Here is a 21679-nt window from a genome sequence, read left to right on the forward strand (position 1 = left end):
TCCCGACGCACGTGAGGAGTCATCGGCATGCGCATTTCGGTCATCGGCTGCGGGTATCTCGGGGCGGTGCACGCGGCCGCGATGGCCGAGCTCGGCCATGTGGTGGTCGGGGTGGACGTCGATGAGCAGAAGATCGCCCGGCTCGCGGTGGGTGATCCGCCGTTCTTCGAGCCCGGTCTTCCTGAGATCCTGCGGAGTGCGCTCGGCTCGGGTCGGTTGCGGTTCAGCTCCGATCCAGCGGATGCCGCGGGCGCCGAGGTGCACTTCCTCGCCGTCGGCACCCCGCAGGCGGCGGGCGGTCACGCCGCCGATCTGCGGTTCGTCGATGCCGCGTTCGACGCGCTGCTGCCGCATCTTGCGCCGGGTGCGGTGGTGGCGGGCAAGTCGACGGTGCCCGTCGGCACAGCCGAGCGGCTCGCCGATCGGCTCGCCGAGGTCGCGCCGCACGCCACGCTCGCGTGGAACCCCGAGTTCCTGCGCGAGGGGTTCGCCGTGAAGGACACGGTGCAGCCCGATCGGCTGGTGTACGGAGTGCGCAGCCCCGAGGCATCCGATGTGCTCGACCGCGTGTACGCGAGCGCGATCGAGGCGGGGACGCCGCGGATCGTGACGGATTTCGCGACGGCCGAGTTGGTGAAGGTGGCGGCGAACGCGTTCCTGGCGACGAAGATCTCGTTCATCAATGCGATGGCGGAGATCGCGGAGACGGTGGGGGCGGATGTCACGCAGTTGGCTGATGCGATCGGGCATGATACCCGGATCGGGCGGAGGTTCCTGAACGCGGGGGTGGGGTTCGGTGGCGGGTGTCTGCCGAAGGACATCCGGGCGTTCACGGCGCGGGCCGAGGAGTTGGGTCGGGGGGAGTCGGTCGCGTTCCTGAAGGAGGTCGACGCGATCAACCTGCGCCGCCGTCACCGCGTCGTCGAACTCGCCCGGGAACTGCTCGGCGGCTCGGTGCACGGGCGAAAGGTCGCGGTGCTGGGCGTGACGTTCAAGCCCGACTCCGACGATGTGCGCGATTCACCCGCGCTCGACATCGCGGTGCAGCTCAAAGGGCTCGGAGCCGATGTCGTCGCCGTCGACCCGGAGGGTGTCGAGAACGCCCGGGCGCGGCATCCTCAGCTCGAGTACTCCACCTCGACCGCGACCGCGCTCGACCGCGCCGATCTCGTGGTGCTCGCGACCGAATGGGCCGAGTACCGCGCCCTCGACCCGGCCGAAACCCTGCGCAGCGTCGCCGCGGCGCGCATCATCGACGGCCGCAACGTGCTCGACCCCGACGCATGGCGCGCCGCAGGCTGGACCTACCGCGGTCTCGGCAGGCCCTGAGCGCACCCTCGCGGTCGACACCCCCGACGCCACCGCCGGAGACGACGAAAGCCCCTCCCGAAGGAGGGGCTCTCATCGAATGGTCGGGGTGACAGGATTTGAACCTGCGACCTCTTCGTCCCGAACGAAGCGCGCTACCAAGCTGCGCCACACCCCGGCGGCCGAACGGCCTCAACCAGCATAGCCGAGAAAAACGGCGCTCCCGACCACGGTCAGGGGGCCGGGATCAGCGTCAGCAGCGTCGCCTCGGGCGGGCACGCGAACCGCACCGGCGCCGTGATCGAGGTGCCCAGACCGGCCGACACGTTGAGGAACGCCGACCGCAGCCCGTGCCGCCAGACGCTGAGCCCCTTCACCTGCTTGCGCGGAATATCGCAGTTCGTGACGAGCGCGCCGTAGCCCGGTACGCACACCTGCCCGCCGTGCGTGTGTCCGGCCAGGATGAGCTGTGCCCCGTGGTTCACGAACGAGTCGAGCACGCGTCGGTACGGGGCGTGCGTCACGCCGACGGTGAGGGTCGGGCGGCCACCCGGCCCCCGAGCCTCTCGGGGGGCGTCGGGCCAGCTCTCGTCGCCGAGCGGATCGTCGGCGCGCAGATCGTCGACCGCGCCCGTGATGAGGTCGAGGCGATCGAAGCCCTTGTGCGGATCGTCGACGCCGAAGAACTCCAGACGCGTGCCGTTGAGATCGATCGCCGCAGCGCGGTTGTCGAGATCGAGCCATCCGAGATCGGCGAAGTACGCGTGCAGCGCGTCGATGTCGAGCCGTTTGGAGCGCGGAACATGCGCCGACGGCCCGCCGAAGTACAGGAACGGGTTCTTCAGCACCGGCCCGAAGTAGTCGTTCGATCCGTTGACGAACACGCCGGGTACACCGCGGAACGGCTCGAACGCCGCCCGGATGCCCTCGAGACCGCGCTCATGGCCGAGGTTGTCGCCCGTGTCGACGATGAGGTCGGGCTCGAGCGCGGCCAACGACCGGACCCACTGCTGCTTCGACCGCTGCCACGGCGCCATGTGCAGGTCGGAGAGATGCAGCACCTTGATCGGCGTCGACCCGGCCGGGAGCACCGGCACGTCGACGCGACGCAGCGTCCACCGCGTGCGCTCGATCAGCGAACCGTACGCGAACGCGGCAAGCCCCGCCGCGCCGATCGCCATGGCGATCAGCGCGACGGGGGAGCGGGTTGCGCGAGTCACCCGCCGGTGCCGGGAGTCGGGGGCGTGCCGCCGTTGCCGCCGTCATCATCGCCGCCGAACTGAACGGTCACCGTGCTGCCCTTGCGGGCCGCGGTGCCAGCCGGCGGGTCCTGCGAGGTGACGACCTGGTTTCCGCCGCCGTTGCCCTTCATCTTCAACCCCGCCTGGTCGAGCGCGGCCTTCGCCGCCTGCTCGGTGAGGCCGGTGAGGTCGGGCACCGTGGTGCCCTGCCCGTTGCTCGTGAACACGCGGATCGTGGCGCCACGACCGGCCTGACCGGCCGGGTCGGTGCCCGTGACCTGCCCCGCAGGGAGGTTCGAGTCCTGCTGGCCGCCGTCTTCGACCACGAAGCCCGCGGCCTCGAGGGCCTGCTTGGCGGCGTCGAACGTGAGCCCCGCGACCTGCGGAACATCGACGAGCACCTGCTTGAACGCTGACGCATCGGGCTCGGGGAACTCGGCGCCGCCGTACTTGTTGTCGGCCAACTCCATGATCATCGGCCAGATGCGGTGACGTGCCGTCGCCGCCGCGCCGCTGTCGAAGCTCACATTCCGCAGGTTGGTGCGGTTGTCGCCGCCGGTGATGTTGCCGACCCACACCGCGGTGGCGGCCGTCGTCGACGAGCCGATCATCCAGGTGTCGTAGGCGTAGTCGGTGGTACCGGTTTTGCCGATGTGGGGCACACCGGTGCCCGTGTTCGACGCCGAGGCGGTGCCGCCGTTGAACGTCTGCGCCATCGCGTACTCCATGGCGTGGGCGACCTCGGGCGTCACCGACTGCTGGCATGTCGACGGGGGCGGCGGGATCTCTTCGCCGTCCTTCGTCAGGATCTTGTCGATCGCGATCGGCGAGCACGTGTAGCCGTTGTTCGCGATGCCCGCGAACGCGGCCGCCATGGTCACCGGAGCGACCTCCTCGGTGCCGAGCACCGCCGACGGCGGGAACTCGAAGTCGGGGTCGAGCGCGCGGCTGCCGTCGGGGTTGAGCACCGGCGTGCCGTCGTCGTTGTACGCGTACCGCTTGCCCAGCTCGAGGCCGTCGGCCCGGTAGACGCCGAAGGCCTGAGCGGTGTTCTTGATGCCGCACAGCTGGAGCTGCTCAGCCATCGCCATGAACGACGAGTTCACCGAGTACTTCGTCGCGTCGACCGCGTTGTTCGCGATCGTGGCGTCGTCGTTCTTGGGGTTGAACCCGCCGGCGACGGTGTAGGCGCCGCCGCTGCATGCGCCGGGGAACTTCGAGATCGGGCGGCGGTTGCCGTTGAACGACTCGCGTAGCGAGTGCCCCTCGTTCAGCCACTCGCCGAGGGTGAACACCTTGAACGTCGAACCCGGCTGGAAGCCGCTCGACCCGCCGAAGTCGTAGGGCGCGGCCATGTTGATCGCGCTGTACGAGCGGTCGGCGTCGAGCACCGCCTGCTCCTGCGAGTAGTGCTTGTTCTGCGCCATCGCGAGGATCCGCCCGGTGCCGGGCTGGACGGTGACGGCGACCGAGCCGACGTCGAAGCGGTCGTCGACGTACGGCACGTTCTCGTCGATCGCCTGCTGGGCCTTGGCCTGCAGCTCGAGGTCGATCGATGTGAAGACCTGCAGACCGCCCTCGTTCAGCAACTCCTGACCCTCGTCGATGTCGGTGGTCGTCGGGTCGTCGTAGTAGTTCAGGATCGCGTTCTTCACGTAGTCGCAGAAGTACGCGCTGCTGCCCGCCGTCTGGCAGCCGGTGCTCGGCGGGTTGATCGCAGGGGCGATGGGCGTCGCGATCGCGGCGTCGTGGTCCTCCTGCGTGATCTTGCCGTACTTGAGCATCTCGTCGAGGATGTAGTCGCGCCGCTCCTTCGTTGCGGCGTACGGCACCACCTCGCCCGTCTCTGAGTCGACCGTGTTGGCGCCGTTCGACTCGCTCTCGGGGTTGTCGAGGCGGAACTTCTCGGGGTTGTTCACGATCGCGATGAGGCTCGCCGCCTCGGGCAGCGTGAGATCGGCCGCGTTCTTCGAGTAGTAGTACTGCGACGCCGACTGGATGCCGTACACACGGCCGCCGAAGAGCGCGATGTTCAGGTAGCCGCGGAGGATCTCGTCCTTCGAGGTCTTCTTCTCGAGCGAGATCGCGTACTTCATCTCCTTCAGCTTGCGCTCGGGAGTGGTCTCGATGGCGGCTTCGACCGCCGCTTCCTTCTCTTCTTCGGTCTTGGCCTTGCGCACCGCGTTGTTCACGAGCACGTTCTTCACGTACTGCTGCGTGATCGACGATCCGCCCTGCGTGGCGCCGCCGATGACGTACTCGTTGAGCGCGGCGCGCACCGTGCCCTGGACGTCGATGCCGCCGTGCTCGTAGAACCGGGGGTCTTCACCGGCGACCGCGGCATCCTTCGCGTACTGGCTGATCTGATCCCAGCCGACCTCTTCGCGATTGTCCTCGTAGAACGAGGCGAGCAGGTGTGTCGAGCCGTCGGCGTTCGTGGCGTACACGTCGGTCTTCTCCGACAGGTCGCCGATCTCGAGGTACCCGGGAAGGTTCTCGAACATCGAGATACCGCTGTTCGCGGCGATGCCGGTGACGGCGAGGGCCGGGGTGACGGCAGCGGTGACGAGGATTCCGGCGAGCGCGCTCATGCCGATGAGGCCGAGCACACCCGTGGCGACACCGCTCGTCGAGCGATTCTGGGCAGACATATAGTGGAGCCTAATGGAGAATGCTGGGGAAACCCGGCACGTGTTCGGCGCGCGGAAATCCGGGGATCCGGGCCGTGTTCGCCCGATCACGACCACCCCCGACGAAGGAGCGACATGCCCGCCTGGGAGTACGTCACCACCCCGCTGCTGATCCACAACACGGCGGCCATCCTGAACAACTGGGGCTCGGAGGGGTGGGAGCTCGTGCAGATCGTGCAGGGGCCCGAAGGCGGCCTCGTCGCCTACCTGAAGCGCGCCGTCGGCGGCGACTCGTCGCAGGCTGCGGCCGCCGGGCAGGCTGCGGCCGCCGAGGCCGCGAAGCAGTTCGAGGGCGACGCCCGATGACCTTCGAGGCCGAGCTGGCCGAACTCGGCATCGAGCTGCCGCCGGTCGCACCGCCCGTCGCCGCCTACGTGCCCGCGGTCGTCACCGGGTCGTACGTCTACACGAGCGGGCAGCTGCCGTTCGTCGACGGCGCGCTGCCCGCGACGGGCAAGGTCGGCGAGGGCGCCGAACTGGTCTCGGCCGACGCCGCGAAGGGGTACGCCCGCACCGCGGTGCTGAACGCGCTCGCCGCGGTGCGCGCCGAGATCGGCTCGCTCGACCGGGTCACCCGCGTCGTCAAGCTCGTCGGCTTCGTGGCATCCGACCCCGCCTTCACCGGCCAGCCCGGTGTCATCAACGGGGCATCCGAGCTGCTCGGCGAGATCTTCGGCGATGCCGGGCGCCACGCGCGCTCGGCCGTCGGCGTCGCCGTTCTGCCGCTGGACAGCCCCGTCGAGCTCGAGCTCGTGGTCGAGTTCGCGTAAGCACCTGCTGCGCTCGCGGACGCCGCCGCCCTCCCGGGGTGTGTAGGACCTCAGCGTGTCGGTAGGACGTGAGCCGATGCCCACGTCCTACCAACAGCCGACTGTCCTGCACGCCGAAGTGTGCGGGGTGCCGGAGTGCAGGCGTCCTGCACTCCGGGCTCGCCCGCTCAGCGCACCTGGGCGCTGATGATGTCCATGATCGCGGTGTCGGCGAGCGTCGTGGTGTCGCCGACCTGACGGCCCTCGGCGAGGTCGCGCAGCAGACGCCGCATGATCTTGCCCGAGCGGGTCTTCGGCAGCTCGTTCACGATGAACACCTGTCGGGGGCGGGCGATCGCGCCGATCTGCATCGCGACGTGGCGGCGCAGCTCCTCCGAGGCATCCTTCGGGTCGAGGTCGTTCGCGTGACGCTCCTTCAGGATGACGAACGCGACGACCGCCTGGCCGGTGGTCTCGTCGGCGGCGCCGACGACGGCGGCCTCGGCGGTGATCTCGTGCGCCACCAGCGACGACTCGATCTCGGCGGTCGAGAGACGGTGGCCCGAGACGTTCATGACGTCGTCGACCCGGCCGAGCAGCCAGAAGTCGCCGTCCTCGTCGCGGCGTGCACCGTCGCCGGCGAAGTACTTGTCGCCGAACTTCGCCCAGTAGGTCTCTTTGAACCGCTCGGGATCGCCCCAGATGCCGCGCAGCATGCTCGGCCACGGTTCGGTGATGACCAGCAGACCGCCGCCCTCGCCCTCGACCTTCTGGCCCTCGTCGGTGAGGATGTCGACCGAGATGCCGGGGATCGGCACCTGCGCGCTGCCCGGCTTCAGGTCGGTGACTCCGGGCAGGGCCGAGATCATGATCGCGCCGGTCTCGGTCTGCCACCAGGTGTCGACCACGGGGATGGAGCCGCCGCCGATGACGTGGCGGTACCAGATCCAGGCTTCGGGGTTGATCGGTTCGCCCACCGAGCCCAGCAGGCGCAGGGTGCGCAGGTTGAAGTCGTGCACGACCGAGCGGCCGAGCTTCATGAACGAGCGGATGGCCGTCGGCGCGGTGTAGAGGATGGTCACGCCGTACTTCTCGACGAGCTCCCACCACCGGCCGGGGTGCGGCGTGTCGGGGGTGCCCTCGTAGAGCACCTGGGTGGCGCCGTTCGCGAGCGGGCCGTAGACGACGTAGGAGTGCCCGGTGACCCAGCCGATGTCGGCGGTGCACCAGTAGACGTCGCGCTCGGGGTGCAGGTCGAACACGTTCTTGTGCGTGAACGCCGTCTGCGTGAGGTACCCGCCCGAGGTGTGCAGGATGCCCTTCGGCTTGCCGGTGGTGCCCGACGTGTACAGGATGAACAGCGGGTTCTCGGCCTCGAACGCCTGCGCCGCGTGCTCGGGGCTCGCGGTCGACACGGTGTCGTGCCACCAGAGGTCGCGGTCGTCGTTCCACGCGATGTCGTTCTCGCCGCGCTTGACGACGAGCACGTTGCGCACGCTGCCGCCCTCGGTCTTCGCGAGGGCTTCGTCGACGACCGGCTTCAGGGGGAACACGCGGCCCTTGCGGTATCCGCCGTCGGCGGTGATCACGAGGGAGGCCTCGGCGTCGTCGATGCGGGAGGCGAGGCTGTCGGCGCTGAACCCGCCGAACACGACCGAGTGGATGGCGCCGATGCGGGCGACGGCGAGCATCGAGACCACCGCCTCGGGGATCATCGGCAGGTAGATCGCGACCCGGTCGCCCTTGCCGATGCCGAGCTCGGTGAGCGCGTTCGCGGCGCGCTTCACCTCTTCGGTGAGCTCGGCGTAGGTGATGGCGCGCGAGTCGCCCGGCTCGCCCTCCCAGTAGATGGCGACGCGGTCGCCGATGCCGGCCTCGACGTGGCGGTCGAGGCAGTTCACGGCGACGTTCAGCTCGCCGTCGGCGAACCAGCGCGCGAACGGCGGGTTCGACCAGTCGAGCACTTCGGTGAAGGGCTTCTGCCAGGTCAGGAGCTCACGGGCCTGGTCGGCCCAGAATCCGAGACGGTCGGTGGATGCTGCGTCGTAGAGTCGCGCGTCGGCGACGGCCTGGGCGGCGAACTCGGGGCTCGGGCGGAAGCGCCTGATCTCCTCGAGCGTGTGATCGATCTGCACGTTCATGTGTTCCAGTCGCTCCTTCGCGAGTGTGGATCCGGTTGGGTTCGCCTGCCCAACCAGCACTGTACCCGGCCGCGCGGGGTGCACTGAAAACGGAGGGAAACGCGCTGTCACTGTGTGTTTCCGCAGAGAGTTCTGTATGTCGGCACAAATGAGGACAAAAAGTACTTGCGCATGAACCTGGAACCCGTATGCTGATCAAGCCCGAACACTCGTTTCGCGGCCTGCAGCGCTCGTGATTCCCCCCAATCCTTGCGCTGCCGAGGCGGCACCTGTTCCCCCCAATGGGTGCCGCCCCCTTACGTTAACGGGGTCGTGGGAGCGCGACCACGATTCTGTCAAGACGAGCCCTCCTCCACAATGGCGTGGCGGAGGGTTCTGTCATATCTGCGGGTCGATTCGCGGACTCCGGCGGTCGCGGGCTGCCTACGCTCGCGGCATGTCCGTTCCTTTCGTCGCCACTCCGTCCTGGTTGACGGATGCCTCGCCGAGCGCGTCCCCGCCGGTGCATCCGGCTGGGCCGGTGCCCTCGGATGGCCCGGTGCGCTCGGATGCATCGGTGCCTGTGGATGCATCGGTGCCTGTGGATGCATCGGTGCATCCGGATCGCTCGGTGCATCCTGATCGTTCGGTGCATCCGGATGCATCGGCGGCGGCCGTGCCGGTGGCATCCGCCGCCGGGTCCCTCGGGTTCGACGGCGCGCGCGACGACCTCGCGCTGCTCGGCCCGCTCGCGCCGTACGCGGCAGACGGCCCCGTCACCGATCTGTTCGTGAACGGCGAAGCGGGGCTGTGGGTCGATCGCGGTGCCGGCGCCGAGCGGCACCCGGCCTGGCGGGCCGACGAGCCGCAGGTGCGTGCGCTCGCGGTGCAGCTGGTCGCCCGCGGCGGCCGCCACATCGATGAGGCGACTCCCGCGGTCGACGTGCGGCTCGGGCGCGGGATCCGGGTGCACGCGGTGCTGCCGCCGATATCGACGATCGGCACCGTGATCTCGGTGCGGGTGCCGAGGGCCGCGGGGTTCTCGCTCGCGGCGCTCGCTCGGGCCGGCATGCTCGACGGTGCACAGGAGGCGCGTCTGCGCACGGCGGTGGCCGACCGGGCGAACCTGCTCGTGACCGGCGCCGCCGGCAGCGGCAAGACGACGCTGCTCGCGGCCCTGTTGGGCGAGGCGTCCGCGTCCGAGCGGATCGTCGTGATCGAGGACGTCGCCGAACTGCGGGTCGGGCATCCGCACGTCGTGGGGCTCGAGGCGCGACAGCCGAATCTCGAGGGCAGCGGGCGCGTCGGTCTCGACGCACTGCTGCGCGAGGCGCTGCGCATGCGGCCCGACCGGCTCGTGGTCGGCGAGTGTCGTGGCGTCGAACTCCGGGAACTGCTCTCGGCGCTGAACACCGGGCACGACGGCGGCGCCGGCACGCTGCATGCGAATTCGCTCGACGACGTGCCGGCGCGGCTCGAGGCGCTCGGCTCGGTCGCGGGGCTCACGCCGGATGCCGTCGCGCGGCAGGCGGTCAGCGCGTTCGATCTCGTGCTGCACGTCGAGCGTGCCGCGGGCGGCCGGCGGCTCGCCGGCATCGGGCGGTTCGCGCTCGAGGGCGATCGGCTGGCGGTGGCGCCGTGCTGAACGGGCGTGGGGCACCCGGCGGGGGAGCGCAGCAGCCCGGCGCCGGCCCGCTCGCACGGCTGCGCCGCGCTCGGCCCGACGAGGCCGCCGGGTTCGAGGCGGTCGCCGTGGTGGCCGAGCGGCTCGCGGTGATGCTCGCGGCCGGGGTGCCCGCCGCTTCGGTGTGGCGGCACCTGGACGATGCGGCGACCGGGGTGGCCCCGGCGGCCGGGGTGGCCGCGGCTGCGGGCGCGGCTGCGACCGCAGGGGTGGCCGAGGCTGCGGGCGCGGCTGCGGCTGCGGGGCATCCGGTCGGCGAAGCGATCGCGCGCGCCGCACCCGACGGCCCGACCCGAGCCGCATGGTCGACGCTGGCTGCGGCCTGGCACGTCGCCGAGTCGTCCGGTGCGCCGCTCGCGGCGAGCCTGCGCGACCTGGCCGGCGCGCTGCGCGATGAGGCGCAGGCGCGACGCGACGTGCGGGCGGCGCTGGCCGGGCCACGGGCCAGCGCCCGCCTGGTCACCGCGCTGCCGCTCATCGCGATCGGGTTCGGCGCGCTGCTCGGGTTCGACACGATCGGCGTGCTGCTCGGGTCGCCGATCGGGCTCGTCTGCCTGGCCGTCGGCGGCGCCCTGCTCTGGGCGGGCGCCAGGTGGAATGCGGCCCTCGCTCGCCGCGCCGCGCCCGAGCGGCCGTCGCCCGGACTCGAACTCGACCTGCTCGCGGTCGCCATGTCGGGCGGGGGCTCGCTCGAACGGTCGCGCGAGTCCGTCGCGTCGGCGATCGAACGGTACGTGCCCGCCGCGGTCGGCATCGAGGACGTCGACGGCACGGTTCGGCTCGCGTCGAGCGCGGGTGCGCCGGTGGCCGACCTGCTGCGTTCCGAGGCGGCGCGTCGGCGTCGGCAGGCCCGATCCGACGCCGTCGTGCGGGCTGCGGCGCTCTCGGTGCGGCTCATGCTGCCGCTCGGCGCGTGCGTGCTGCCCGCGTTCGTCCTGCTCGGCGTCGCTCCGCTCATGATCTCGGTCGTCACCGGAACGCTCGGAGCCGCGTGAAGCCGGCCGAGCCGGCATCTCCCCAGAACTCGTGCCGAACCCAACCGAAGGAAGGAACCACATGCACTCCACCCACTCCATCGACCGGCGGGCGCGCCTCGCCCGATTGGCACGGGCGCGCGTCCGGCGGGCCGTCAGGGCGTCGTCCCGTCGGCTCCTCGGCGACCGCGGCGCGGCGACCGCCGAGTACGCCGTCGCGACGATGGCCGCGGTCGGCTTCGCCGGCCTGCTGGTCGTCATCCTGCGCGGCGACGAGGTGCGCGGCATCCTCACAGACCTCGTGCGGAATGCGCTCACGGTCGGCTGACCGCGAGCGCGGCAGTGCGACCGCGGAACTCGCGGTCGCACTGCCCGCCGTCGCGCTCGTGCTGGCCGCGTGCCTCGGGGCGATCCAGCTCGGCGCCCAGCAGGTGCGATTGACGGATGCCGCGGCGGACGCCGCTCGCGCGCTCGCGCGCGGCGAGTCGCTCGACGCGGCGGCCGGCATCGCCGACCGGGTCTCGGGCGGGGCCGCGCTCGAGGTCGCCCGCGACGGCCCGTTCGTGTGCGCGGTGCTGCGGGCCGGCGGGTCGGGGCTCCTGTCGGCGATCGAACTGCGGAGCGAATCGTGCGCGATCGACGGCGGGCGCTGACCGTGTGCGCCGGCACCGCGCCGTCGTTGCGGTTGCGGTTGCGGTCGCGGTTGCGGTTGCGATGGCGCCGCGGATGCCGCGACGAACGCGGAGCCGGCACCGTGCTGGTGCTCGCCACGGTGGCGGGCATGATCGCGCTCACCGCGCTGATCGTGCCGCTGCTGGCCGTGCCGATCGCGTCCCAGCGCGCGGCGAACGCGGCCGATGCCGCCGCTCTCGCGGCCGCCGACGCGCTGAGCGGCGCGATCGCGGGCGTGCCCTGCGATCTCGCGGCAGCGGTCGCCGAACGGAACGGCGCGCAACTCGTCGGCTGCGAGACCGCCGGTCCGGTGGCGTCCGTCAGCGTGCGCCGCGGAGTGCTCGGTCTCGCCGTCGAGGCGCGCGCCCGAGCCGGTCCGCCCGGCTGGGCGGACTGATCGGCCGAGTCGTGCTCAGTCGAACACGGTCTCGACGAAGCGGTACTCGACCGCGGTCGGCAGCGACGAGTTGTCGCCGTCGAACTCGAGGCCGGCGCCGCGTGAATACACGTAGCGCTTGCCCCCGTCGGCGTTCAGTTCGATGCGCGGGCGCGGGTCGCCCGTGTCGAGGAAGGCGGTGGCGACGGTGCGGCCTTCGAGCGGTCCGTCGATCAACTTGGCGGTGTACGAGGCCGTGGATGACGTGTCCATGTTCGCTATTGTCCTCCGCCCGGCGGGTTCCGCAAGAGCGCGCGCCGCGCCGGCTCGCGGGTTCGGTGCGGGCGCCGGCACCTGCCTCCCGTCCGCGCCACTTCGGCGTCTTCCGCGCCAGTCGCGGTGGCGCGCGGGCCGCCGAAGTGGCGCGGAGGAGAGGGGACGGGGAGCGGAGAGGGGTTTTCCGCAAGGGTCCGCGCCGTACCCGTCGCTGGGGACGGCCGTGGGGGTTCACGGTGAGGGTGTGTATGGTGTGGCTGTCGGTGCCGAGCGCGCACCGGTTGACTGCACACCGCCGGGGGGGCGCGGGTCGATACGTGCGTCCCTCTCTGTTCGAATCGCAAGGAGTCTGGTTGTCAGGCGCGAAGAAACTGGTCATCGTCGAGTCGCCGACCAAGATGAAGTCGATCGCCCAGTATCTGGGCGACGGCTACACGGTGCTGTCGTCGGTCGGCCACATCCGCGACCTCATCGAGCCGAAGAACCTGCCCGCCGAGGTGAAGAAGCGCGGCGGCGGCCTCGCGAAGTTCTCGGTCGACGTCGACAACGGCTTCGAGCCGTACTACGTCGTCAGCGACTCGAAGAAGAAGACGGTCGCCGAACTCAAGCGCGCGCTGAAGGACGCCGACGAACTCCTGCTCGCCACCGATGAAGACCGCGAGGGCGAGGCCATCGCGTGGCATCTGCTGCAGGAGCTGAAGCCCAAAGTGCCGGTGCGTCGCATGGTGTTCCACGAGATCACGAAGGACGCGATCCTCGCCGCGAAGGACCACACCCGCGAGCTCGACACCTCGCTCGTCGACGCGCAGGAGACCCGCCGCATCCTCGACCGTCTCTACGGCTACGAGGTCTCGCCGGTGCTCTGGCGCAAGGTCGGCCCCGGCCTCTCGGCGGGCCGCGTGCAGTCGGCCGCGACTCGACTCGTCGTCGACCGCGAGCGCGAGCGGCTCGCGTTCGTCGCGGCATCCTATTGGGATCTGGTCGGCACCTTCACGAGCACGGATGCCTCGTTCCAGGCGAAGCTCGTGCGCCTCGACGGCGACCGGGTCGCGACCGGCCGCGACTTCGACGACCGCGGGCGGCTGAAGAGCCGTGCCGCCGTGCTCGACGAGGCGACCGCGACCGCGCTGGCCGCGGCACTGCGCGACGACACCGTCGCCAAGCGCGTCTCGAAGCTCGAGCAGAAGCCGTACCGGCGCAGCCCGGCCGCGCCGTTCACCACCTCGACGCTGCAGCAGGAGGCCGCCCGCAAGCTGCGCCTGAGCGCCAAGGACACCATGCGCGTGGCGCAGTCGCTCTACGAGAACGGCTACATCACCTATATGCGCACCGACTCGAACTCGCTGTCGAAGCAGGCGATCGCCGCGGCGCGGACGCAGGCCTCGAAGCTGTACGGGCCCGACACGGTGCCCGACAAGCCCCGCAGCTACGCGAGCCGCTCGAAGAACGCGCAGGAGGCGCACGAGGCGATCCGCCCGTCGGGCGAGGTCTTCCGCACCCCGGCCGAGGTGGAGGGCCAGCTGCGCGGCAGCGAGTTCCGGCTCTACGACCTGATCTGGAAGCGCACCATCGCCTCGCAGATGGCGGATGCCACGGGCCACACCGCGACCGTCACCCTCGAGGTCGGACCGACGGCGGCGGACGCCCCGGCACCCGCCGAGCCGACCGCGAAGGTCGGCGGCGCGCTCGCCGAGTTCACGGCGAGCGGCACCGTGATCACGTTCCGCGGGTTCCTCGCCGCCTATGAAGAGGGACACGACGAGGAGCGCAACGCCGAGGACGCCCCGGGCGACGCCCGGCTGCCCGCGCTCGCCGAGGGGCAGGCCGTGGGCCTGGCCGAACTCGAGGCGAAGGGCCACGAGACGACGCCGCCGCCGCGGTTCACCGAGGCGAGCCTCGTGAAGCGTCTCGAAGAGCTCGGCATCGGCCGCCCGTCGACGTTCGCGTCGATCATCTCGACCATCCTCGACCGCGGGTACGTCACCCTGCGCGGCCAGGCCCTCGTGCCGAGCTTCGTCGCGTTCTCGGTCGTGCGGCTGCTCGAGGAGCACTTCGGCGATCTGGTCGAGTACGACTTCACCGCCGAGATGGAGGACGACCTCGACCGCATCGCCTCGGGCGAGGCCGACCGGGTCGACTGGCTGAACCAGTTCTACTTCGGCGGCGACAAGCACCGGGGCCTGCGCCAGGTCGTCGACAACCTCGGCGACATCGACGCGCGCGAGATCAACTCGGTGCAGGTGGCGCCCGACATCACGCTGCGCATCGGCAAGTACGGGCCCTACCTCGAGGCGGTCGACCCCGAGGCCGCGACCGACGCCGCGCCGCGCCGCGTGAACCTGCCCGAGGGGCTCGCGCCCGACGAGCTCACGGCCGAGAAGGCGCGCGAACTCGTCGACGCGCCCGTCGTCGGCGACCGGGTGCTCGGCCTCAACCCCGCGAACGGCAAGCAGGTCGTCGTGAAGGACGGCCGGTTCGGGCCGTACGTCACCGAGGTCGAGCCCGAGGCATCCGCGCCCGAAGCAGGCTCGGCCGAGGCATCCGTCGACCCGGCCACCGGCGAGGTGATCGCCCTTCGACAGGCTCAGGAACCGCCTGCCAAGGCCAAGAAGGCCGCGAAGAAGGCGCCAGCCGAGAAGCCCCGCACCGCGTCGCTCTTCAAGAGCATGCAGGTCGAGACGGTCGACTTCGAGACCGCGCTGAAGCTGCTCGACCTGCCGCGCGTCGTCGGCGTCGACGCCGAGTCCGGCGCCGAGATCACCGCGCAGAACGGCCGGTACGGGCCGTACCTGAAGAAGGGCACCGACACGCGCACGCTGCCGAGCGAGGACGCGATCTTCGAGATCGACCTGGCGGGCGCGCAGGAACTGTTCGCCCAGCCGAAGTACGGTGCCCGCCGAGCGTCCAGCGCCCTGAAGGAGTTCGACGCCGACCCGGTCAGCGGTAAGCCGATCAAGGTGAAGGACGGCCGGTTCGGCCCGTACGTCACCGACGGCGAGACGAACGCGACCATCCCGCGGGCCGAGTCGGTCGAGGACATCACCTTCGAGCGCGCCGTCGAACTGCTGCAGCTCAAGCGCGACAAGGGGCCCGCCAAACCGCGCGCCAAGCGCACGACCACGGCGAAGAAGGCTCCGGCGAAGAAGGCGCCCGCCAAGAAGAGCACCACGTGAGCCGCGGGCTGTTCATCACCCTCGAGGGCGGCGACGGCTCGGGCAAGACGACGCAGGCCGGCCTGCTCGAAGCGTGGCTGCAGGGTCTCGGCCGCACGGTCGTGCGCACCCGCGAGCCCGGGGGCACCGACGTCGGCCTCGAGGTGCGCGAACTGGTGCTGCACCACCGCGGCGAGATCGCCCCGCGCGCCGAGGCGCTGCTCTACGCCGCCGATCGCGCGCACCACATCGCCACCCTCGTGCGGCCCGCGCTCGCCCGCGGCGAGGTCGTCGTGCAGGACCGGTACATCGACTCGTCGGTCGCGTACCAGGGCGCCGGGCGGGTGCTCGACCCCGACGAGGTGCGCCGCGTCTCGGAGTGGGCGACGGAGGGGCTCGCGCCCGACCTGACCGTGCTGCTCGATCTCGACGAGGACGCCGCCCGTGCCCGGCTCGATGCCGCGCCGCGCCGGTTCGATCGGCTCGAGGCCGAGGCATCCGACTTCCATGCGCGGGTGCGCGACGCGTACCTCGCGCTGGCCGCGGCCGAGCCCGACCGCTTCCTCGTCGTGGACGCGACCCGACCGGTCGACGAGATCGCGGCTGCGGTGCGCGAGCGCGTCGAGGCGCTGCTCTGAGCCGGCCGGGCCGGCGCAGGCGACCGTCGGCGGCAGCGGGTAGCGTGATCGCGTGAGCGTGTGGAGCGAGCTGACCGGTCAGTCGGCGGCGATCTCGGTGCTGCGCGAGGCGGCGGTCGCCTCGGCCGCGCCGGGCGGCGCTGCGCTCGACGACGACGGGGCGGATGCTTCGCCGGCCGGGTCCGCGCAGCGGATGACGCACTCGTGGCTGATCACCGGCCCGCCCGGGTCGGGTCGGTCGAACCTGGCGTACGCGTTCGCCACGGCGCTCATCTCGGGGCAGCCCGACGGCGACGAGCCCACCCGCATCCAGGTCGAGGCGCGCAGCCATCCCGATCTGCACGTGCTCGCGACCGAGGGCGTCATCATCAAGCGCGACGACGTGCGCGAGATCGTCAAACGCTCGCACTACGCGCCGTCGGTCGGGGCGCACCGCGTCATCATCGTCGAAGACGCCGACCGCATGACCGAGCAGACCTCGAACTTCCTGCTGAAAGAGCTCGAGGAGCCGCCCGAGCGCACCGTGTGGATCCTGTGCGCGCCGAGCGAGGCCGACCTGATCCCCACGATCCGGTCGCGGGTGCGCACCGTGCGCCTGCAGGTGCCCGGGGTCGCCGACGTCGCCGAGCTGCTCGTGCGCCGCGACGGCGTCGACCCGGTCATCGCCGAGCGCGCCGCACGCGAGGCGCAGAGCCACATCGGCATGGCGCACCGGCTCGCGACGAGCCCCGAGGCGCGCGCCCGCCGCGACGAGACGCTGCGCCTCGCCCTGGCGGTGCGCTCGACGCCGTCGGCGGTCACGACCGCGGCCCGGCTCATCGAGATCGCCGGCGACGACGCGAAGGCGATCACCGAACTGCGCGACGCCGAAGAGCGCGAGCACGCGCTGCGCTCGCTGGGGCTGGCGCCGGGGCAGACGGTGCCGCCCGCGCTGCGCGCCCAGCTGAAGGCGCTCGAGGACGACCAGAAGCGCCGGGCCACCCGGAGCCTGCGCGACGGCATCGACCGCATCCTCGTCGACCTCGCCTCGCTGTACCGCGACGTGCTCGTCGTGCAGCTCGGCGCCGGCGTCGAGCTCGTCAACCTCGAGCTGCGCGACGAGATCGATGCCGCCGCGGCATCCGCTTCACCGGCACGCACCCTGGCGACCCTGGACGCGATCCAGGTCGCCCGCGAGCGCATCGAGGGCAACGTGCAGCCGACGCTCGCGCTCGAGGCGATGCTCGTCGCCGCCATCCGCCGAACCGCCGACCGAGGAGCCGCCTGATGCGCGACCGCCGCCGCCCCGTCCGCATCGCCGCAGCGTGCGCGACGCTCATCGCCGCCGCGCTCATGCTCACCGGGTGCGTGAATCCGTTCGCGCCCGAGGCCCCGCACACCTCGACGCCCACGAACGAGCAGGTCGACCCGTCGCTCGAGCGGTTCTACCACCAGACCCTCACCTGGGAGCAGTGCGGCGACCGCATGGGGTGCACGACCGCCATCGCGCCGCTCGACTGGGACGACCCCGAGGCCGGCGAGGTCGAGCTCGCACTCGTCCGCCACGTCGCCACCGGCGACCGCATCGGGTCGCTGCTGGTGAACCCGGGCGGCCCCGGCGGGTCGGGCTACGACTTCATCAAGGACTCGCTCGACTACGCGGTCGGCCAGCCCCTGCAGGAGCGGTTCGACATCGTCGGGTTCGATCCTCGCGGCGTCGGGCGGTCGTCGGCGGTGGCGTGCCTCGACCCGGCCGCCATGGACGAGTACCTCTACGGCATCACGTCGGCCGAGCGCGGCAGCGACGAGTGGATCGCCGAGGTCCGCGCGTCGCAGACCGAGTTCGGAGCCGCGTGCGAACAGCAGACCGGGGCGCTGCTCGCCGAGGTCGACACGGTGAGCGCGGCCCGCGACCTCGACCTGCTGCGCGCCGTGCTCGGCGACGAGGAGCTCAACTATCTCGGGTACTCGTACGGCACCTTCCTCGGCGCGACCTACGCCGACCTGTACCCCGATCGGGCCGGCCGCCTCGTGCTCGACGGCGCCATCGACCCGTCGCTCAGCGAGAACGAGGTGACGATCGGCCAGGCGATCGGGTTCGAACAAGCGCTGGGCGCGTACCTCGACAGTTGCCTCGCCTCCGCGGACTGCCCCTTCGACGGCAGTGTGGATTCGGCGATGGGCGAGGTCGGGCGACTCATCGCCTCGCTCGATCGCAGCCCGCTGCAGGGCAGCGACGGGCGGCTCGTCGGCGCCGATACGTTCATCACCGCGATCATCTACCCGCTGTACTCGCCCGACTCGTGGTTCGCGCTCGACTCGCTGTTCGAGTCGGTGATGTTCGGCGAGGCCGACTATGCGCTGCAACTCGCCGACGGATACAACGGCCGCAACCCCGACGGCACGTACCTCGACAACTCGACGGAGGCGTTCACCTCCATCAACTGCCTCGACTACGAGTACCAGGACGACGTCGCCGTCATGCGCGAGCGTGCCGCCGAGGTCGCCGCGGCGGCACCCGTGATCGGCCCGTACTTCGGATTCGGCGACCTGAGCTGCATCGACTGGCCGGTGCCGAGCGAGGCGGTACGCCGGCCGATCCACGCCGAGGGCGCCGCACCCATCCTCGTGATCGGCACGACCGGCGATCCGGCCACCCCGTACGAGTGGGCGGTCTCGCTGGCCGACCAGCTCGAAAGCGGCGTGCTCGTCAGCTACGACGGCGAGGGGCACACCGCGTACAACAAGTCGAACAGCTGCGTGAACGAGGCGGTCGAGCGGTTCTTCATCGACGGCGTCGTCCCCGCGGAGGATCCGCAGTGCTGAGCGCGTTCTGAGGCGCCCGCGAAACCCGCTATGATTGGTGATCGTGCCATCCGGCAACGGGTGCCACGCCGCCTTAGCTCAGTCGGCAGAGCGATTCACTCGTAATGAATAGGTCGAGGGTTCGATTCCCTCAGGCGGCTCCATTCCGAAGGGCCCCGACCACGGTCGGGGCCCTTCGCCGTGCCGGGCGCGAGGAGCATGGGCCGACGGATCGGAGAGCGCTCCCACGCCGATAGGCTGACCCCATGACCGACGGACTTCGCTGGGGCATCCTCGCCACGGGCGGCATCGCGCACATGTTCACGAGCGACCTGAAGCTCAACGGCTTCGACGTGCGGGCGGTGGGGTCCCGCCGGGTCGAGTCGGCGCAGGCGTTCGCGGCCGAGTTCGGCATCCCGAACGTGCACGGCGGCTACGAAGCGCTCGTGGCCGACCCCGAGGTCGACGTCGTCTACGTGTCCACGCCGCATCCGCTGCATGCGGCGAACGCCGAACTCGCGGTCCGCGCCGGCAAGCACGTGCTCATCGAGAAGCCGTTCGCGCTGAACGCCGTCGAGGCGCAGCGCATCGCCGACCTCGCCGCCGAGCACGGCGTGCTCGCGCTCGAGGCGATGTGGACGAGGTACCTGCCGCACATGGCGCGCATCCGCGAGATCATCGCGGCCGGCACGCTCGGCGAGCTGCGCACCCTCATCGCCGACCACACGCAGAAACTGTCCGACGACCCCGCCCACCGCATCAACGCGCTCGAACTCGGCGGCGGGGCCCTGCTCGACCTCGGCATCTACCCGATCTCGTTCTCGTGGGACCTGTTCGGCGAACCGGTGACCATCCAGTCGACCGCGACGTTCAAGTCGACCGGTGCCGACGCGCAGATCGCCACCGTGTTCGGCTACGACGGCGGTCGCATCGCGACCACGCTGTCGGCGAGCGACGCGAAGGGGCCGAACACGGCGACCGTCCTCGGCACGCTCGCCCGCATCGACATCGATGGGGTGTGGTACACGCCGACCTCGTTCCGGGTGGTCGACGCCGACGGCACGGTGCTCGAGGAGTACGTCTCCGAGGTGAGGGGTCGCGGTATGCACTTCCAGGCGGCGGCGGCCGAGCAGCTCGTCGCTGCGGGCGAGCTCGGCGGCGGGTCGATCCTGTCGACGGCCGAGTCGGTGGCGATCATGGGCACGCTCGACACGGTGCGCGAGCAGATCGGGTTGCGCTACCCGGGCGAGTAGCGGCGAGCCGAGAGTTCCTCGGGATTCTTTCGGGTCGCGTTCGTAGACTGCCGGGATGCGCGACGAGACGGATGCTCCGGACGAGTCGTTCGACGACCCCGAACGCCCGGCGGACGGCGAGGCGACCGAGGCGATTCCGGCCGCACCGGCGGCGACGCCCGAGGCATCCGAGCCGGTTCCGCCCGAGGCATCCGAGCCGGTTCCGCCCGAGGCATCCGCGGCTCCCGACTCCGAAGCATCCGCGCCCGCCGGAGCGCTCACCCGCATCACCGCTTTCGCCCGCCGCCATCGCACCCCGCTCGCGATCGCGACCGGCGTGCTCGCGTTCGCGCTGCTCGGCGCCGGTGCCGTCGCGCTCGGCGCGGCCATCGCCCGACCCGACGTCGAACCGGTCGCAGCGGCGGAGACCGCCGGGCCGACCCCGACCGCGACGCCGCGCCCGACCTCGGCGATCGCGGTGGCGCCGGCGCAGATCCGCATCCGCACCTGCTCGGTCGCCGACCGTGCGGGAGATCCGCGGCTCGCGAACCTGCAGGCGCAGGTCGTGAACGCGGCGACCGGCGAGGTGCTCTTCGATCGCGGCGGCAGCACGCCGTCGCGCACCGCGAGCGTCATGAAGGTGCTCACCACCGCCGCCGCGCTGTCGGTGCTGGGGCCCGACTACCGCACCCCGACCACCGTCGTGAAGGGCGCCGAACCCGGCTCGGTCGTCCTCGTCGGCGGCGGCGACGCCACCCTGTCGCGCACGCCGAGCGGCACCGAGACCGTGTATCCGGGCGCGGCGCACCTCGACGACCTCGCCGCGCAGGTGCGGGCCGCGTGGAACGCCGACCCGTCGAACCCGCCGTTGACGAAGCTGATCCTCGACGCGAGCTACTTCGGCGGCGCCGCGTGGCACGACAGCTGGGACCCGGTCGAGCGCGAGGACGGCTACATGGCGCCGGTCACGGCACTCATGGTCGACGGCGACCGCGACGACCCCTCGTCGAACACGTCCTGGCGCAGCGAGGACCCGGTCGCGCGCGCGGGCGACGCGTTCGCGTCGGCGCTCGGCGGCATCCAGGCGATCGAGCGGGGCACGGCGCCGGGCGGCACGCAGCAGCTCGGGCAGGTGCTCTCGCCGACGGTGGCGCAGCTCGTCGACAAGGCGCTGATCGTGTCCGACAACAACGCCGCCGAGATGCTCGCCCGGCTGGTCGCGATCCAGACGGGCGCGGGCAACACGTTCGAGGCGATCAACGCGGGCGTGCTGCAGGGCCTGTCGGGCTACGGGGTCGACACTGCGGGCATCTCGATCGTCGATGGGTCGGGCCTCAGCGACTTCAACGCGGTGCCGCCGTCGTACCTCACCCGGCTGTTCGTCAAGATCAACGCGCGTGAGGGCAACCTCGGCGTGCTCATGGACGGGCTGCCGATCGCGGGCGGTCCGCGCGGGTCGCTGTCGTACAGCGATCGCTTCACCGGCGACAATGCGGTGGCCGACGGCGCGGTGTTCGCGAAGACCGGCTGGATCGAGACCGGGTACACGCTGTCGGGCATCATCCATGCGCAGGACGGCACGACCCTCACCTTCGCGATCTACGCGCTCGGCGACGTGAGCGACGACGCGAAGCAGGCGATCGACACGCTCGCCACCGGCTTCTTCCTCTGCGGCGACGGCCTCGCGAACGACTGAGCACCGCTGAGCCCGGTCGGGCCGCCCGCGGACCGGCCCGGCTCCGGCGGACCTGCGCGACAATGGGTACGGATGCCCCGACCCGGG

General features: G+C 71.3%; 18 protein-coding genes and 2 tRNA genes. 15 read left to right on the forward strand and 5 right to left on the reverse strand.

Features of this window, described 5'->3' with window-relative positions; genetic code table 11:
• The first annotated feature begins 27 nt into the window (after window positions 1-27).
• Window positions 28-1329, forward strand: coding sequence for a UDP-glucose dehydrogenase family protein (locus tag MTO99_RS00680; protein ID WP_243556089.1), 1302 nt, complete (start codon window positions 28-30; stop codon window positions 1327-1329).
• Between the two features lie 80 nt (window positions 1330-1409).
• Here MTO99_RS00680 and MTO99_RS00685 read toward each other — a convergent pair.
• From MTO99_RS00685 to MTO99_RS00695, 3 genes are all read right to left on the reverse strand, one after another.
• Window positions 1410-1486: transfer RNA gene (locus MTO99_RS00685), tRNA-Pro, on the reverse strand.
• 55 nt (window positions 1487-1541) lie between these two features.
• The gene (locus MTO99_RS00690) at window positions 1542-2528 is read right to left on the reverse strand and encodes a metallophosphoesterase (protein ID WP_435520780.1); all 987 of its coding nucleotides are present in this window, start codon (window positions 2526-2528) and stop codon (window positions 1542-1544) included.
• On the reverse strand, window positions 2525-5200 hold the full coding sequence (locus MTO99_RS00695; protein ID WP_243556091.1) for a transglycosylase domain-containing protein: 2676 nt from the start codon (window positions 5198-5200) through the stop codon (window positions 2525-2527). The genes MTO99_RS00690 and MTO99_RS00695 overlap by 4 nt, the downstream gene beginning before the upstream one ends.
• Window positions 5201-5314: 114 nt before the next feature.
• Between MTO99_RS00695 and sp36 the strand changes: the two genes are divergently transcribed.
• A complete protein-coding gene (sp36, locus tag MTO99_RS00700; protein ID WP_243556093.1) occupies window positions 5315-5545 on the forward strand; it encodes a Sp36 family protein in 231 nt (76 codons plus the stop codon).
• On the forward strand, window positions 5542-6009 hold the full coding sequence (locus MTO99_RS00705) for a RidA family protein (protein ID WP_243556095.1): 468 nt from the start codon (window positions 5542-5544) through the stop codon (window positions 6007-6009). Before sp36 ends, MTO99_RS00705 begins: the two co-directional genes overlap by 4 nt.
• A gap of 167 nt (window positions 6010-6176) precedes the next feature.
• On the opposite strand, the gene acs is transcribed toward MTO99_RS00705, so the two are convergent.
• Window positions 6177-8129 carry an acetate--CoA ligase gene (gene acs, locus MTO99_RS00710; RefSeq protein WP_243556097.1) on the reverse strand — a complete coding sequence of 651 codons (1953 nt, stop codon included), beginning with the start codon at window positions 8127-8129 and terminating at the stop codon, window positions 6177-6179.
• Between the two features lie 436 nt (window positions 8130-8565).
• On the opposite strand from acs, the gene MTO99_RS00715 reads away from it, so the two are divergent.
• The 5 genes from MTO99_RS00715 to MTO99_RS00735 all read left to right on the forward strand — a co-directional run bounded on the left by MTO99_RS00715 (window position 8566) and on the right by MTO99_RS00735 (window position 11835).
• On the forward strand, window positions 8566-9753 hold the full coding sequence (locus tag MTO99_RS00715) for a TadA family conjugal transfer-associated ATPase (protein WP_256461024.1): 1188 nt from the start codon (window positions 8566-8568) through the stop codon (window positions 9751-9753).
• Window positions 9747-10787, forward strand: a complete 1041-nt coding sequence (locus tag MTO99_RS00720) for a type II secretion system F family protein (RefSeq protein ID WP_243556099.1) — start codon at window positions 9747-9749, stop codon at window positions 10785-10787. Before MTO99_RS00715 ends, MTO99_RS00720 begins: the two co-directional genes overlap by 7 nt.
• Before the next feature lie 61 nt (window positions 10788-10848).
• On the forward strand, window positions 10849-11094 hold the full coding sequence (locus MTO99_RS00725) for a DUF4244 domain-containing protein (protein WP_243556101.1): 246 nt from the start codon (window positions 10849-10851) through the stop codon (window positions 11092-11094).
• Window positions 11075-11419, forward strand: coding sequence for a TadE family type IV pilus minor pilin (locus MTO99_RS00730; RefSeq protein WP_243556103.1), 345 nt, complete (start codon window positions 11075-11077; stop codon window positions 11417-11419). Before MTO99_RS00725 ends, MTO99_RS00730 begins: the two co-directional genes overlap by 20 nt.
• Window positions 11395-11835, forward strand: coding sequence for an Rv3654c family TadE-like protein (locus tag MTO99_RS00735; RefSeq protein WP_243556105.1), 441 nt, complete (start codon window positions 11395-11397; stop codon window positions 11833-11835). Before MTO99_RS00730 ends, MTO99_RS00735 begins: the two co-directional genes overlap by 25 nt.
• Before the next feature lie 15 nt (window positions 11836-11850).
• On the opposite strand, the gene MTO99_RS00740 is transcribed toward MTO99_RS00735, so the two are convergent.
• Window positions 11851-12087, reverse strand: coding sequence for a hypothetical protein (locus tag MTO99_RS00740; protein WP_243556107.1), 237 nt, complete (start codon window positions 12085-12087; stop codon window positions 11851-11853).
• Between the two features lie 356 nt (window positions 12088-12443).
• Between MTO99_RS00740 and topA the strand changes: the two genes are divergently transcribed.
• From topA to MTO99_RS00775, 7 genes are all read left to right on the forward strand, one after another.
• Window positions 12444-15263 (forward strand): type I DNA topoisomerase, encoded by a 2820-nt coding sequence (gene topA, locus MTO99_RS00745; protein WP_243556109.1) that lies wholly within the window; start codon window positions 12444-12446, stop codon window positions 15261-15263.
• Window positions 15260-15880 (forward strand): dTMP kinase, encoded by a 621-nt coding sequence (gene tmk / locus MTO99_RS00750; protein WP_243556111.1) that lies wholly within the window; start codon window positions 15260-15262, stop codon window positions 15878-15880. Before topA ends, tmk begins: the two co-directional genes overlap by 4 nt.
• A gap of 52 nt (window positions 15881-15932) precedes the next feature.
• Window positions 15933-17147, forward strand: coding sequence for a DNA polymerase III subunit delta' (locus MTO99_RS00755; RefSeq protein ID WP_243556113.1), 1215 nt, complete (start codon window positions 15933-15935; stop codon window positions 17145-17147).
• The gene (locus tag MTO99_RS00760) at window positions 17147-18685 is read left to right on the forward strand and encodes an alpha/beta hydrolase (RefSeq protein WP_243556115.1); all 1539 of its coding nucleotides are present in this window, start codon (window positions 17147-17149) and stop codon (window positions 18683-18685) included. The genes MTO99_RS00755 and MTO99_RS00760 overlap by 1 nt, the downstream gene beginning before the upstream one ends.
• Before the next feature lie 67 nt (window positions 18686-18752).
• Window positions 18753-18828 (forward strand) — tRNA-Thr (locus MTO99_RS00765).
• A gap of 102 nt (window positions 18829-18930) precedes the next feature.
• Entirely contained in the window at window positions 18931-19917 is a 987-nt protein-coding gene (locus MTO99_RS00770) for a Gfo/Idh/MocA family protein (protein ID WP_243556117.1), read from the forward strand.
• A 55-nt stretch (window positions 19918-19972) separates the two neighbouring features.
• Complete coding sequence (locus tag MTO99_RS00775) at window positions 19973-21592, forward strand: D-alanyl-D-alanine carboxypeptidase/D-alanyl-D-alanine-endopeptidase (protein ID WP_243556118.1); 1620 nt, start codon at window positions 19973-19975, stop codon at window positions 21590-21592.
• The last annotated feature ends 87 nt before the right edge of the window (window positions 21593-21679 follow it).

The sequence above is a fragment of the Agromyces larvae genome (assembly GCF_022811705.1).
Classification (GTDB): domain Bacteria; phylum Actinomycetota; class Actinomycetes; order Actinomycetales; family Microbacteriaceae; genus Agromyces; species Agromyces larvae.